Annotated in this window: 12 protein-coding genes; 10 read left to right on the forward strand and 2 right to left on the reverse strand. The window is 65.9% G+C overall.

Annotated features, from left to right (window positions below; all coding sequences use genetic code 11):
* Positions 1-36 precede the first annotated feature (36 nt).
* Both ACM6JT_RS09175 and ACM6JT_RS09180 read right to left on the reverse strand, forming a co-directional pair.
* Positions 37-321 (reverse strand): helix-turn-helix domain-containing protein, encoded by a 285-nt coding sequence (locus ACM6JT_RS09175; RefSeq protein WP_414856316.1) that lies wholly within the window; start codon positions 319-321, stop codon positions 37-39.
* Between the two features lie 171 nt (positions 322-492).
* Positions 493-1194, reverse strand: a complete 702-nt coding sequence (locus ACM6JT_RS09180) for a FadR/GntR family transcriptional regulator (RefSeq protein ID WP_034179474.1) — start codon at positions 1192-1194, stop codon at positions 493-495.
* Between the two features lie 367 nt (positions 1195-1561).
* Between ACM6JT_RS09180 and ACM6JT_RS09185 the strand changes: the two genes are divergently transcribed.
* The 10 genes from ACM6JT_RS09185 (at position 1562) to ACM6JT_RS09230 (ending at position 13438) form a co-directional block, all read left to right on the forward strand.
* Entirely contained in the window at positions 1562-2584 is a 1023-nt protein-coding gene (locus ACM6JT_RS09185) for a zinc-binding alcohol dehydrogenase family protein (RefSeq protein ID WP_414856317.1), read from the forward strand.
* Between the two features lie 17 nt (positions 2585-2601).
* Positions 2602-3714 (forward strand): mannitol dehydrogenase family protein, encoded by a 1113-nt coding sequence (locus ACM6JT_RS09190; protein ID WP_414856318.1) that lies wholly within the window; start codon positions 2602-2604, stop codon positions 3712-3714.
* An 88-nt stretch (positions 3715-3802) separates the two neighbouring features.
* Positions 3803-5110 carry an enolase C-terminal domain-like protein gene (locus ACM6JT_RS09195; protein WP_034179476.1) on the forward strand — a complete coding sequence of 436 codons (1308 nt, stop codon included), beginning with the start codon at positions 3803-3805 and terminating at the stop codon, positions 5108-5110.
* A gap of 39 nt (positions 5111-5149) precedes the next feature.
* The gene (locus ACM6JT_RS09200) at positions 5150-6487 is read left to right on the forward strand and encodes an MFS transporter (RefSeq protein ID WP_414856319.1); all 1338 of its coding nucleotides are present in this window, start codon (positions 5150-5152) and stop codon (positions 6485-6487) included.
* Positions 6488-6530: 43 nt separating this feature from the next.
* Entirely contained in the window at positions 6531-8072 is a 1542-nt protein-coding gene (locus tag ACM6JT_RS09205) for a UxaA family hydrolase (protein WP_034179478.1), read from the forward strand.
* Between the two features lie 848 nt (positions 8073-8920).
* A complete protein-coding gene (locus ACM6JT_RS09210; protein ID WP_414856320.1) occupies positions 8921-9175 on the forward strand; it encodes a response regulator transcription factor in 255 nt (84 codons plus the stop codon).
* 17 nt (positions 9176-9192) lie between these two features.
* Positions 9193-9369, forward strand: coding sequence for a hypothetical protein (locus ACM6JT_RS09215; RefSeq protein ID WP_243712198.1), 177 nt, complete (start codon positions 9193-9195; stop codon positions 9367-9369).
* A gap of 199 nt (positions 9370-9568) precedes the next feature.
* Positions 9569-10810, forward strand: coding sequence for a hypothetical protein (locus tag ACM6JT_RS09220; RefSeq protein ID WP_414856321.1), 1242 nt, complete (start codon positions 9569-9571; stop codon positions 10808-10810).
* 163 nt (positions 10811-10973) lie between these two features.
* Complete coding sequence (locus tag ACM6JT_RS09225) at positions 10974-12677, forward strand: S8 family serine peptidase (RefSeq protein ID WP_414856322.1); 1704 nt, start codon at positions 10974-10976, stop codon at positions 12675-12677.
* A 101-nt stretch (positions 12678-12778) separates the two neighbouring features.
* The gene (locus tag ACM6JT_RS09230) at positions 12779-13438 is read left to right on the forward strand and encodes a hypothetical protein (RefSeq protein ID WP_217587287.1); all 660 of its coding nucleotides are present in this window, start codon (positions 12779-12781) and stop codon (positions 13436-13438) included.
* The last annotated feature ends 69 nt before the right edge of the window (positions 13439-13507 follow it).

Here is a 13507-nt window from a genome sequence, read left to right on the forward strand (position 1 = left end):
CGGCGGAGCATCGCCCGGCAGATCGCCGACGGCACGTCAGCCCTTGGCGGACTCGCCCGCCCGCCGCTGCAGACGATAAGCCAGTTGCGCGCGGGTGATGCCGAGCGTGCGCGCCGTTGACGACAGGTTGCCGTTGGCGCGCCGCACTGCATCTTCCAGCAGTTGCTGCTCCAGCGCCGGCAACGATGTGCCGCTGCCTCGCGTGTGCCGGCTCCAGCCGTCGACCAGGTCCAGCAGCGTGTCGGGAAAGGGCGCGGGCGTGTCGCCGTGTTGCTCGGAGGCCAGCGCGGCGACCTCGCCGGCGATGGCCAGCGACAGCACTTCCTGGTTGAGCGTCTCGCCGCTGATGTCAGTGCCTTTGGGGAAGCACTGTCGCAGCAGGGCGTTGGTATTTTCGTCAGCCCCGCGCCGCCGCGGGCTGCGCGGGGCGCAGCATCACGTGAAAGCGGATCCATCCTGACAGTGCGAATCGTTCACCGGCGCCGGGGTGGGTCAGTTGCGCTCCTGCTCCAGCCAGCGTCGTTGCGACGCGTAAAGATGTGTCCGCATGGCTGCCTGTGCCATCAGCACTTCGCCATTCTCGAGCGCGTGAAGGATCGATTCATGTTCCTCGAATGCCTTGGCCCACGTTTGCCTGCTTTCCGCGCGTGCGCTGACGCGTGACGAGATCGGACTGTGGCGCCCATCGAAGAGCTCGCCCACCAGTCGGACCAGAACGGAATTGCCCGTCATCGCGGCAATTGCCACGTGAAGTTCACGATCGTGCTGAAGCGGAGAACGGCCTTCCGCAATCGCGGATCGCATCGCTTCCACGGCGCGACGTACAGGTGCCAGCAGTTCGGGCGTCGCGCGGGCGCAGGCCAGCTCGATCACGCTGCCTTCCAGCGCCGCACGGGCACTCGTCAGCTCGATCGGGTTTTCGCCAAGCGATGCCGCCGGCGCGGCCGCGGCCTTCGCGACGGCACACACAAACACGCCGGCCCCCATCCGCACTTCGACGATGCCTTCGATCTCCAGCGCAATGAGCGCCTCCCGAACGGACGGCCGCGACACCCCAAGCTGTTGCGCGAGATCCCGCTCGGGCGGCAGGCGTTCTCCGTCGGTAAAGCGCCCTTCCTCGATCAGAGAGCGAATCTGGTCGGCGATGCGCTGATAGAGACGGCGGGTATCCACCTGATTGAACTGGCCCAGCAATGCTCCCCCTCGCGGCGGACCGCGCACATGTGTTCCGGAGCAACGAGTCTACTGCACTTTGGATGGCCTGACCAATTTGTCAAGCATTTGGGAGAGCGGTGTCGGAGTGGTTCGCACTCGGCTTCTAATTGGCCTTACCAGAATGTCCCGAGACGGCATCGCTCACTGCTTGGCATTTGCCGGTAATTGCCTTATATGACGGTGGATTAAGGCTTGTCATGGGTTTTCTCGGTAACATCGCGATCTAGGTGTTTTCCATGGATTTGACGAAATTGGCTTGACCACAAATGGTCAGGCCAATAGCCTTCGTCTGGTCAGGCCAATTTGCATCAACACCGTCTTCTTTTCATACGTTATCGAGATCCCGATGAGAACAGTCATTTGCGAAGAACCCGGCCGCCTCGTTGTTGCCGAGCGTCCGATGCCGGCCGCGGGACCCGACGATGTGCTGATTCGCGTGAAGCGGGTCGGCGTATGCGGTACCGACATGCACATTTTCACAGGCAACCAGCCGTACCTCGACTATCCGCGCGTGATGGGGCACGAACTGGCCGGCATCGTCGAGAGCGCCCCGGTGGGCGCGCGCGTCAAGGCCGGCGACCAGGTCTACGTGATGCCGTACCTGTCATGCGGCACGTGTATCGCGTGCCGGGCCGGCAAGACGAACTGCTGCACGCGAATCCAGGTGCTGGGCGTGCACGCGGACGGCGGCATGGCCGAATACCTCGCCGTCCCGCAGGCATTCGTGTTCGACGCGAACGGCGTCACGCTCGATCAGGCCGCGATGATCGAATTCCTCGCGATCGGCGCGCACGCCGTGGCGCGTGCCGACGTCCGCTCCGGGCAGCGCGTGCTGGTCGTCGGCGCCGGTCCGATCGGCATGGCTGCGCTGATTTTCGCGACGCTGCGCGGCGCGCGGGTTTGCGTGCTCGACGGTCGCGCAGACCGGCTCGCGGTTTGCGAGACGGCGCTGGGTGCGCACGCCGCCGTGCGGCTCGATACGACGGGGGAGGGCGCGGACGCGCGGCGTCTCGCAGCGCTCACCGACGATGAGTTTTTCGACGTCGTGTTCGATGCCACCGGCAATCTCGCGGCGATGGAGCGCGGCCTCGACTTCGTCGCGCACGGCGGCAAGTACGTGCTGATCTCGCTCGTGAAAGGGCGCATCTCGTTCTCGGACCCGGAATTCCACAAACGCGAAACGACGCTGCTCGCGAGCCGCAACGCGACGCCGGTGGACTTCGAAACGGTGCTCGCAGCAATGCGTGCCGGCCAGGTTCCGACCGATGCGCTGAAGACGCACGCGCTGAGCCTGGCCGATCTGCCCGACCGCTTCGCGGAGCTGCTCGAACCGGACGCCGGCGTGATCAAGGCGCTCGTCGAATGCTGAGCGCGGACGGCAAACCGATGGGCAATCCGATCCTGCAATTCGGTACCAGCCGCTTCCTGCAGGCGCATGTCGACCTGTTCATGTCCGAAGCGCTGGCTGTCGGCCGCGCGCTCGGTGCGGTGACGGTCGTGCAGACGACGTCGAGCGCCGAGAGCCGCGCACGCATCGATGCGCTGCGTGCCGCCGGACGCTATCCGGTGAGAATCCGCGGCAGGCGGCACGGCGAGACGATCGACCGGCAGGTCGACTGCGTGGCGATCACGGAAGCGTTGCATGCGAGCGAGGACTGGGCGCTGTTGCGAGAGCGCGTGGCGCACGACGTCCGGGTGATCGTATCGAACACCGGCGACAGCGGTTATGCGCAGTTCGACGACGACGGCCCGGACCTGCTCGACGGGCGCCGCACGCCGCGCGGCTTCGCGGCGAAGCTTGCGGTGCTGCTGCACGAGCGCTTCCGGGCAGGCGGCGAGCCCGTCACGCTGCTGCCGTGCGAACTCGTCGCGCGCAACGGCGACACGCTGCGCGACCTGGTGGTCGGCGTCGCGCGCGGCTGGCGCGCGGACGCGGCATTCGTCGATTACCTGATCGGCGGCTGCGTGTGGGTCAATTCCCTCGTCGACCGCATCGTGTCGGAGCCGATCCATCCGGTCGGCGCGATTGCCGAGCCGTATGCGCTGTGGGCGGTTCGGCGCACGGCCGGGATGACGCTGCCGTGCGAACACCCCGACATCGTCGTGACCGACGATCTCGAGCGCTACGAGCGCCTGAAACTGCTGCTGCTCAATCTTGGACACACGATGCTCGCGCAGCAATGGCTCACGCTCGGCGGTGCGGCGGACATGACGGTCGGTGCGGCGATGGACGATCCCGCATACCGCGAACCGCTCGAAGCGGTGTGGAACGACGAGGTGATGCCGGTGTTCGCCGCGCTCGGCGAGCGCGACGCGGCGCTGTCGTATCTGGACGAGGTACGTGACCGGTTCGCGAATCCATTCCTCGCGCACCGGCTGGCCGACATTGCCGGCAATCACGACATGAAGAAGCTGCGACGCCTGCGCCCGGTGCTCGAAATGGCGCGCGCGCTGAAGTTGCCGATCGGGCAGCCGCGCCTGATTGCGGCGCTTGGCTGAACGGCCGCAGCGACACGGGCTCGTTGCAGGGGCGTCCGGGCGCGGCGACAAGGCAAGACAAGATGAAACGACAAGGAGACAAGCAGCAATGACGACACGCATTATCGATGTGAAGGTACGTGACATTCGCTTTCCGACGTCGAAGAGCATGGACGGCTCCGACGCGATGAACGGTAATTCGGACTACTCGGCGACCTATGTGACGCTCGTCACCGATGCGCGGAACGGTATCGACGGCCACGGCCTGACCTTCACGATCGGCCGCGGCAACGAACTGTGCGTCGATGCGGTGAAGTCGCTCGCGAAGCTGTTCGTGATCGGCCGCTCGCTCGAGGAGATCACGGCGGACTTCGGCGCGTACTGGCACGAGATGGTCGCGGGCGATTGCCAGCTTCGCTGGGTCGGCCCCGAGAAGGGCGTGGTGCATCTCGCGACGGCCGCGCTGATCAATGCGATCTGGGACCTGTGGGCGAAAACGGCCGGCAAACCGGTCTGGAAGTTTCTCGTCGACATGACGCCCGAACAGCTCGTGAGTTGCGTCGACTTCACGTACATCGACGACGTGCTGACCCGCGAGGAAGCCGTCGCGATGCTGCGCCGGGCGGCGCCGGGCAAGGCGCTGCGCGAACGGGAGATGCGCGAGCACGGCTACCCCGGCTACACGACCGCGGCCGGCTGGCTCGGCTACCCGGAGGACAAGATGCGCATGCTCGCGCGCGAGGCGGTCGCGGACGGGTGGACCCACCTGAAGCAGAAGGTCGGCGCGGATCTCGAGCAGGACGTGCGGCGCGCGCGGATCCTGCGCGAGGAGCTCGGCTGGGAGCGCAAGCTGATGATGGATGCGAACCAGAACTGGGGCGTCGACGAGGCCGTCGCGAACATGCGCGTGCTCGCGCAGTTCGACCCTTGGTGGATCGAGGAACCGACCAGCCCGGACGACATTCTCGGTCACGCGGCGATCCGGCAGCGAATCGGGCCGATCGGCGTCGCGACCGGCGAGCACGCGCACAACCGCGTGATGTTCAAGCAGTTCTTCCAGGCAGGCGCGCTCGACTTCTGCCAACTCGATCCCGCACGGCTCGGCGGGTTGAACGAAGTGCTTGCCGTCGTCCTGATGGCTGCGAAGTTCGGGGTGCCGGTGTGCCCGCACGGCGGGGGCGTCGGCCTGTGCCAGTACTCGCAGAACATCGTGCTGTTCGACTACATCGCGGTGTCGGGCTCGCTGGATCGGCGCGTGCTCGAATACGTCGATCACCTGCACGAGCATTTCGACGCGCCGATCGTGATTCGCCGCGGGCGCTACATGCCGCAGGAGGCACCCGGTTACGGCGTCACGATGAAGGCGGCGTCGCTCGATGCATTTGCCTACCCGAACGGGCCCGAATGGCGGGCGTGAGCGACCGGCCCCACGACGAGAACAATCCCGGAGACAACGATGAACCATGATCCTCAACAGTCGCAGCACCTCGCCGGCGCGGTCAGGAAGGCCGCGATCCGGCTCCTGCCGTTCCTGACGCTGATGTACGCGCTGGCGTTTATCGACCGCGCGAACGTCGGTTTCGCAAAGATCGCCTATCAGGCCGATACGGGCCTGAGCGATGCGGCGTTCGCATTCGGCGCCGGTATCTTCTTCATCGGCTACGCGTTGTTCGAGGTGCCGAGCAACCTCATCATGAACCGCATCGGCGCCCGCGTATGGATGAGCCGAATCATGGTGACGTGGGGCTTCGTGTCGGCATCGATGATGTTTGCCCACACGCCGACGCAGTTCTACTGGATCCGTTTCCTGCTCGGTGCGGCGGAGGCCGGGTTCTTTCCCGGGATCATCCTGTACCTGACCTACTGGTTTCCGGCAAAGGGGCGCGCCCGTGCGCTCGGGCTCTTTTACTTCGGCGTGCCGATCGCGATGCTGATCGGCAATCCGCTGTCGGGCTTCCTGTTGCAGATGCATGACATGTTCGGCTTGCGGAACTGGCAATGGATGTACCTGGTCGAGGGCCTGATGGCGACCGTGGTCGGCGTGATCGCGTTCTTCTACCTGACGAGCCGGCCGAAAGACGCGCGCTGGCTGACCGAGGACGAGAAGCGGGCGCTGAGCGACACGCTCGTCGCCGAGGAGCGCGCGAAGCCCCGGCATCTGTCGACGGCCGTGTTCGGCGTGCTGAAGGACCGCCGCGTGCTGACGTTCATTGCCGCGTACTTCTGCATCCAGATCGGCAATGCGCCGCTCGCGTTCTACCTGCCGTCGAAATTCGCCGCGACGATGGGCTCCCAGATCGATGGAAAGATCGGCCTGCTGCTGACGATTCCCTGGTTGTGCACGATCGGCGCGATGATCGTCGCGACCCGCTTCGCGGATCGTCGCGACAATCATCTGCAGGTCGCGGCCGGCATGCTGACGGTCGGGATCCTCGCGTTCGCGTCGCTGTCCGTGATCAATACGCCGGTGCTGACCCTGCTCGCATTCTGCATCGCGATTCCCGGTCTTGTCGCATGCCAGCCGGTGTTCTGGTGCCTGCCGACACGCTATCTCGGCGGGACGGGCGCGGCGAGCGGCATCGCGTTCATCGTGTCGATCGGCAATCTCGGCGGCTTCGTGTCGCCTCAGATCAAGGCGTTCGCGGACGCGGCGTCGCACGATTCGCGCGCCGGCTTCGTGGTGGTCGCCGCGTTGTGCTTCGTCAGCGTGCTGCTGCTGCGTTCGCTGCGCGGCATGGGGCACGCGACGGCCGAAGGCACGCATGGCGGCGCGCAGGTCGGCACGCATCGATAGCCTTCGCCGGCGCCACCCCCACGACCCATCCAGGATCATCATCATGACTACCTCCGCCACCGAACAGGTCGCGATCCGACTGCATCCGAACGACGATGTCGTGATCGCGACGCGCCAGCTCGTATCCGGCGCCCGGATCGCATCCGAGGCGCTCGTCGTCGCCGGCCTGATTCCGCCCGGTCACAAGATCGCGACGCGCGACATCGCGAAAGGCGAGCCGATCAGGCGCTACAACCAGATCATCGGCGTCGCGCGCGAAGCGATCGTGCGCGGCCAGCACGTGCACATGCACAATCTCGGCATGGCCGAGTTCGCGCGCGAGCATGAATTCGGCGTGGCCGCGAGTCCGACGCTGTTCGACGATACACCGGCGACCTTCATGGGTATTCGCCGGGCTGACGGACGGATCGCGACGCGCAATTACATCGGCATACTGACGAGTGTGAATTGTTCCGCGACGGTAGCCCGCGCGATCGCCGACCATTTCCGGCGCGATGTGCACCCGCAGGCCCTGGCCGGTTATCCGAACATCGACGGGGTGATCGCGCTCACGCACGGGCTCGGCTGCGGAATCGACTCGCGCGGCGACGGGATCGCGATTCTTCGCCGAACGCTGGCCGGCTACGCCGCGCATCCGAACTTCCATTCGGTGTTGTTCATCGGCCTGGGATGCGAGACCAACCAGATCGGCGATGTACTTCGCGAAGGCGGGCACGCGGATGCCGCACGCTTGCAGCATTTCACGATTCAGGAAAGCGGCGGCACGCGCAAGACGATCGAGCGCGGCATCGCGATGGTCACGGACATGCTCGCGGAAGCGAACCGCACGACGCGTGTCGCGGTGCCGGCATCGCATCTCGTGGTGGGGCTGCAGTGCGGCGGCTCCGACGGATACTCGGGCATCTCCGCGAATCCCGCGCTGGGTGCGGCGGTCGACCGCCTGGTACGCCAGGGCGGCACCGCGATACTCTCCGAGACGCCGGAAGTCTACGGCGCCGAGCATCTGCTTACCCGGCGCGCCGTCAGCCGCGAGGTCGGCGAGAAGCTGCTCGCGCGAATCGCGTGGTGGGAAGGCTATTGCGCGCGCAACGGCGCCGCGCTGGACAATAATCCGTCGGCCGGCAACAAGGCGGGCGGACTCACGACGATCCTCGAGAAATCGCTGGGCGCGATCGCGAAAGCGGGCACCACGAACCTCGTCGACGTGTTCGAGTACGCGCAGCGAATCGATACGCACGGCCTGGTCTTCATGGATTCACCGGGCTACGATCCGATGTCCGCGACGGGGCAGGTTGCGTCGGGCGCGAACCTGATCTGCTTCACGACCGGGCGCGGATCCGCCTACGGCTGCGCGCCGGCGCCGTCGCTGAAGCTTGCGACGAACACGGCGCTGTGGGAGCGTCAGGAAGAGGACATCGACATCAATTGCGGCGGTGTGATCGACGGCACGACGACGGTCGCCCGGCTAGGCGACGACATTTTCAGGAGCATGCTCGACTGCGCATCGGGCGGATATTCGAAAAGCGAGTTGCACGGTTATGGGCAGAACGAGTTCGTGCCCTGGCAGGTGGGTGTGGTGACGTAGCCGGGAACTGCGTGTTGGCAGTGGCGATCGAGATTTCCGTCGGGAAATCTGCGAGACGAAACTATGTTTCTTTTATATTTCTATGCGTAGTGCAGGTGAACCGCCCGCGGAATAGCGAGTTTCTCGGGTGGTCGCCTGTTGCACGTCAGTTCACCTCAATCTGTTGCGATCATCTCGGGCGAGGCGCGCAACAGCCCGGTTTGCCAGGAGACGCTGCTATGCAGCGTCGACGTTGCATGCAATCGCAAGCCGACCGCATGATTTCACCTCTTCCGGGAAGTTGATCGTGGATGCGCCCGCTTCCGGGTGCCCCCGTGGCGGGCGCGGGCCCTGCGAACGAAAAACGATCGGCTCGGAAGGACGAAGACGCTCAGCGCAAATCCTCGACCAGGTTGCTTTCGATCATCTAATTCGATTTCGTCGTTTTGTAATTAAATAACCGAGAATTTCTCGTTTGTGTCGAATTCAGTGAATTATAAACAAAAATAAAAATTCACCTGTGAATTCAGGATTTAATGCACGCCGGATGAGTCAATTCAATCAGTAATATCAATCATCATGCAAAGCCGAATGGCGGGCGTATGATGCATCGTTCCGATCGCCCGAATTCAAATAATCCGAGCAGTGTTGCTGCGACCGCCGCAGCGACATGAATACTCGCGGCAAATTCGTTTCATAAATGGTCGACCGGAAATATCACTGCAGTCTCAAGCGCATCCACCTTTGCATGTCGCGTGTGTAAGGGGAGAAGTCCGGTCGCCGGTGAGGTTGTCATGAAAATTCAAAGGAGACCACCGCTCCCGTGACGAAAAGGGGATGCCCTTTCAAGGGTCAACGGGGAATCCATCTTGAAACTCACTACACGCGAGACAGTCGTGTTGGGCCTGGTCGCGAAAGGCCTGACCGACCGTGAAATCGCGGCCGAATTGGTCTTTTCCGTATCAACCGCGCGCAAGCATCGCGAAAATCTGCTCAACAAATTCGGCTTCCGGAAATCCGCGCAGCTGACCATTTGCTATTTCATTCTCTTTCCTGACGTGCTCAAAAAAACGGCGCCCCGCGTCGTGCCGACCCGTTCTCGCCGCGCGAACGCGAGGTACTGAAACTGCTTGCGGACGGCATGAGCGACAAGCAGGTCGCCCGTGCGCTGGGCATCAGTGACCAGACCGCCCGCAAGCATCGCTCGCATCTTCTCGGGAAGACGGCTTCTACCAATATCTGCGCGCTGCTCCATACGGCCGTGCTTTCCGGCTGGCTCACCGAACCATTTTCCGTTCCGCCGTCCGGCTCGCAATGACAACGACGCATACCGCATTTGCCGAATGGAGCCGGCAGGACCTGCCTCGCAGAATTGACCTGCCGATTCCTCCGATGTTTGCTTCGACGCACGCGTCCTGAGTCGATGGAAGCATCGCCGGCCGGCATGTGAACGGCGCGCACGCTGCACCGCCTGCGGCTTGTGCGCCGTCTCTTTCCTCTCGATCAAGGACTTGAAAATGACTCATGTACACCATGCATTGCCGGGGGTACCGCACACGGTCACGGGACACATTCCGGCTTACGCGTCGACCGTGGCGCAAGGTGCGTTCGCGCCGCAGGGCGTGGGCGGTGCCATCGTCGGTACCGCGGCGCCGATGATCGGCGAACTGCTCGGCCGACTCGGCGGCCTGCTGCCGTTTGCCGCGCAGCCGCAGGCAGCGTTCGCACCGCAAGGGGTGTTCGGCGACATTCTGAAGTCGGTCGCACCGACCGTCGGCACCGTCGCCGGTCAGCTCGGCGGCCTGCTGCCGTTCTCGGTGCAGCCGCAGGCTGCGTTCGCGCCGCAAGGCGTGGGCGGGGCCATCGTCGGCACCGCCGCGCCGATGATCGGCGAGTTGCTCGGCCGACTCGGCGGTCTGCTGCCGTTTGCTGCGCAGCCCCAGGCAGCGTTCGCGCCGCAAGGGGTATTCGGCGACATCCTGAAGTCGGTCGCACCGACCGTCGGCACCGTCGCCGGTCAGCTCGGCGGCCTGCTGCCGTTCTCGGCGCAGCCGCAGGCTGCGTTCGCGCCCCAAGGCGTGGGCGGGGCCATCGTCGGCACCGCGGCGCCGATGATCGGCGAGCTGCTCGGCCGACTCGGCGGTCTGCTGCCGTTTGCTGCGCAGCCGCAGGCAGCGTTCGCACCGCAAGGCGTGTTCGGCGACATCCTGAAGTCGGTCGCACCGACCGTCGGCACCGTCGCCGGTCAGCTCGGCGGCCTGCTGCCGTTCTCGGTGCAGCCGCAGGCAGCGTTCGCGCCGCAGGGCGTGGGCGGGGCCATCGTCGGCACCGCTGCGCCGATGATCGGCGAACTGCTCGGCCGACTCGGCGGTCTGCTGCCGTTTGCTGCGCAGCCCCAGGCTGCGCTCGCGCCGCAAGGGGTATTCGGCGACATCCTGAAGTCGGTCGCGCCGACCGTCGGCACCGTCGCTGGACAACTCGGCGGCCTGCTACCGTTCTCGGTGCAGCCGCAGGCAGCGTTCGCGCCGCAGGGCGTGGGCGGGGCCATCGTCGGCACCGCGGCGCCGATGATCGGCGAACTGCTCGGCCAACTTGGCAGCCTGCTGCCGTTTGCCGTTCAGCCGCAAGCAGCGTTCGCACCGCAAGGCGTGTTCGGCGACATCCTGAAGTCGGTCGCACCCACCGTCGGCTCCGTCGCCGGACAACTCGGCGGCTTTCTGCCGTTCTCCGTCATGCCTGTCCAGCCGGCATTCCACTGACCGCTGCAACTGAAGACCTGCGCCACCGTGCGTGACCGCGCGGTGGCGCACCCGACGGACGCCCGTCGCGCAACGATCCGATCGCGTCGGGATGCGCGTCCTTCAATTTCGACCGACTAACCCCGCGACGTGTCGCGATTGGCGCGCCGCGAAGGAGATTGCGATGGACAAGGACAAGAAGCCCGCCGCCGCGAAGGCGGCAGCCATGCCGACGGACAGCGCGGATACCGCATCGGACGTCACGCCGCCCGATACGGCCGACGAAGCGGTCCACGTGACGAGCGGCAAGCGCCAGTACCTGATCGCGCCCCGGCGTGGCGTGCTCGCACGCCAGGCGGCCGTGACGCCGATGTCGGCTCACGACCTCGACAATGCGGTCGGCCGGCTCCCCGGCGTCGAGGTCGTGCGCGTGATCAACAGCCACAAGAACGCGCAGATGATGTCGGCGAGGCCGGACGAAGCGACCGACACGTATGTCGTCAAGATGGATCCCGCGAACGCGCAAGTGCTGCAGGCGACGGCGCCGCCGGGAATGATCGTCGAGGAGGATCATCCGCTCGGCTATGGGAAAAAGCCGCAACAGGAGTCCGGCGCCGAGCTTCGTCCGCAGGCGGCCATCGCGTCGATGATCTTGCGCCCGGTGACGATCCGCGTGCTGGGAGCGAACGACCAGCCCGAGCCCGGCGTGCCGGTGACGCTCGCGGGCGACGGCTTCCCGGTGAGTGGCACCACCGACGCGCGAGGCGAAACGACGCTGACCGTCGCACAGATGGCGCCCGGTCCGCTCCAGTCGCTGGCGGTGCGGCCGCCCCACACGTACTGGAATGTCTATTTGCCGGCGCCGCTGCTGTCGAGCGATCAGGCGAACGTGGTGCGGCTCACGCCGTTGTCCCAGCCGAACCCGAACGTGCCGCCGCGTGCGCCGCTCGGGTGGGGGCAGCGCCTGATGGGCCTCGACGAGCTTCCCGCCACGGCGACGGGGCGCGGAGTTCGCGTCGCGATCGTGGATTCGGGGGCGGACGCGTCGCATCCGCTGCTGAACCATATCCTGCGCGGCGCCGATCTGACCAACGACCAGAACCCGGATACCTGGAAGGACGACGTGATCGGCCACGGATCGCATTGCGCGGGCGTGATCGCCGCGCGAATCAGTCCGCAGGCCGCCGACGCGCAGATGGCGATGCGCGGCTTCGTGCCCGACGCAGAGATCCATGTGCTGAAGATCTTTCCCGGCGGCCAGTTCAGTACGCTGATCCAGGCGCTCGACTATTGCATCGACCACGACATCGACGTCGTGAACCTGAGCCTTGGCGCGCCGCAGGCGTCGCTCGCCGTCGAGCAGAAGCTGATGGAGGCCGTGCAATCCGGCGTCGCATGCATCGTCGCGGCCGGCAATTCGGGCGGCCCGGTCCAGTACCCGGCCTCGTCGCCGTACGTGCTCGCGGTATCGGCGCTGGGACTGCAGCGCGAGCTGCCCGGCAACACGTGGGAGCAAACGCAGATCGTCGCGCAGGCTGCGACGCCCGACGGCCTCTTCGCGCCGACGTTCTCGTGCCACGGTCCGCAAATCGGCGTGTGCGGGCCGGGCGTCGGCGTCGTGTCGACCGTGCCGGGGTCGGCGTTCAATGCCGAATCCGGCACGTCGATGGCGGCGCCGCACATCACGGGGCTCGCGGCGCTGCTGTTGAGCGATCCGCAGATCGTCAGCCATCTCGGGCCGCGCCGGCCGGAGCGCGTCGCCGCGCTGTTTCAGCTGATCCGGATGATCTGCACGCCGATCGTGCAATACGACGTCGCGAATCGCTTCGGCGCCGGCCTGCCACGCATCCAGAACCTTCGCCAGCTGTTGCAGCAGGCGGCCCGCTGACCGCGCGCGAACCGCGCCGGCCGACCGCCGATCGCCGATCGCCGATCGCCGGCCGATTCCGTCGGCCGGCGCACGTCACCACACACAAGGAGAAATTCGACATGTCGACCCTGTTGCGCATCACCCGGGCGGCCTGCGCCGCCAGCCTGATTCTGACCTGCGCCGGCGCACACGCGCAGGACTGGACGCTGTCGCTGTCCTGGAAGCTCGGCTCGTGCGTCGGCGGCGACGGCGCGCAGACATGCACGACCGGCCAGCCGCCGTCCGCGCGCCAGGCCGCCGACGGCACACCGATCCGGATCACGGCGATCGGCCTGTATACGCCGCGGCGCGATTGCGATACGGCGGCGGTTCCGGCCGACACGTTGCCCGGCGATGCCGCGCCGTATATCGCGCCCGCGAGTGCCGATGCATTCCAGCAGCACTGGAACCGCTACGGGAGCTGCACGGGTTACGCGCCCGCCGGCTACGCCGCCGAGCTTGCCGCGATGGCGCGTGCGGTGGGCCTCACGAATCTCGGCCGCTACCTGAACGAGCACGACAACAAGGTGGTGCGGCTCGACGAGCTGAAGAACGCGCAACTGCACGATTTCTTCCTCGGCGCGGACAAGGCGGTCCAGTTCCTGTGCACGCCCGACGGACGTCTCGCGGAAGTGCGCTACCGGCTGCGCGACTGGTCCGACGTATTCGTGTATCGCGACAAGGGCGGCATGCTGGTCCTGACGCCGGGCGGCAATTGCGGCGACGAAGTGCGGCTGTAGCGCGCGTTGCCCGCCGACCTCGTGGAGAACCGTCATGTGCACGCATCGTTCATGGTCCCGGACAACGGC

Source organism: Burkholderia sp. IT-111MI5 (assembly GCF_949752865.1).
Taxonomy (GTDB): Bacteria; Pseudomonadota; Gammaproteobacteria; order Burkholderiales; family Burkholderiaceae; genus Burkholderia; species Burkholderia pyrrocinia_C.

Coding starts and splice junctions, on each gene's coding strand:
- ACM6JT_RS09205 (WP_034179478.1), top strand. CDS start 6,531: ATGACTACCTCCGCCACCGAACAGGTCGCGATCCGACTGCATCCGAAC.
- ACM6JT_RS09195 (WP_034179476.1), top strand. CDS start 3,803: ATGACGACACGCATTATCGATGTGAAGGTACGTGACATTCGCTTTCCG.
- ACM6JT_RS09185 (WP_414856317.1), top strand. CDS start 1,562: ATGAGAACAGTCATTTGCGAAGAACCCGGCCGCCTCGTTGTTGCCGAG.
- ACM6JT_RS09220 (WP_414856321.1), top strand. CDS start 9,569: ATGACTCATGTACACCATGCATTGCCGGGGGTACCGCACACGGTCACG.
- ACM6JT_RS09200 (WP_414856319.1), top strand. CDS start 5,150: ATGAACCATGATCCTCAACAGTCGCAGCACCTCGCCGGCGCGGTCAGG.
- ACM6JT_RS09215 (WP_243712198.1), top strand. CDS start 9,193: ATGAGCGACAAGCAGGTCGCCCGTGCGCTGGGCATCAGTGACCAGACC.
- ACM6JT_RS09225 (WP_414856322.1), top strand. CDS start 10,974: ATGGACAAGGACAAGAAGCCCGCCGCCGCGAAGGCGGCAGCCATGCCG.
- ACM6JT_RS09230 (WP_217587287.1), top strand. CDS start 12,779: ATGTCGACCCTGTTGCGCATCACCCGGGCGGCCTGCGCCGCCAGCCTG.
- ACM6JT_RS09190 (WP_414856318.1), top strand. CDS start 2,602: ATGGGCAATCCGATCCTGCAATTCGGTACCAGCCGCTTCCTGCAGGCG.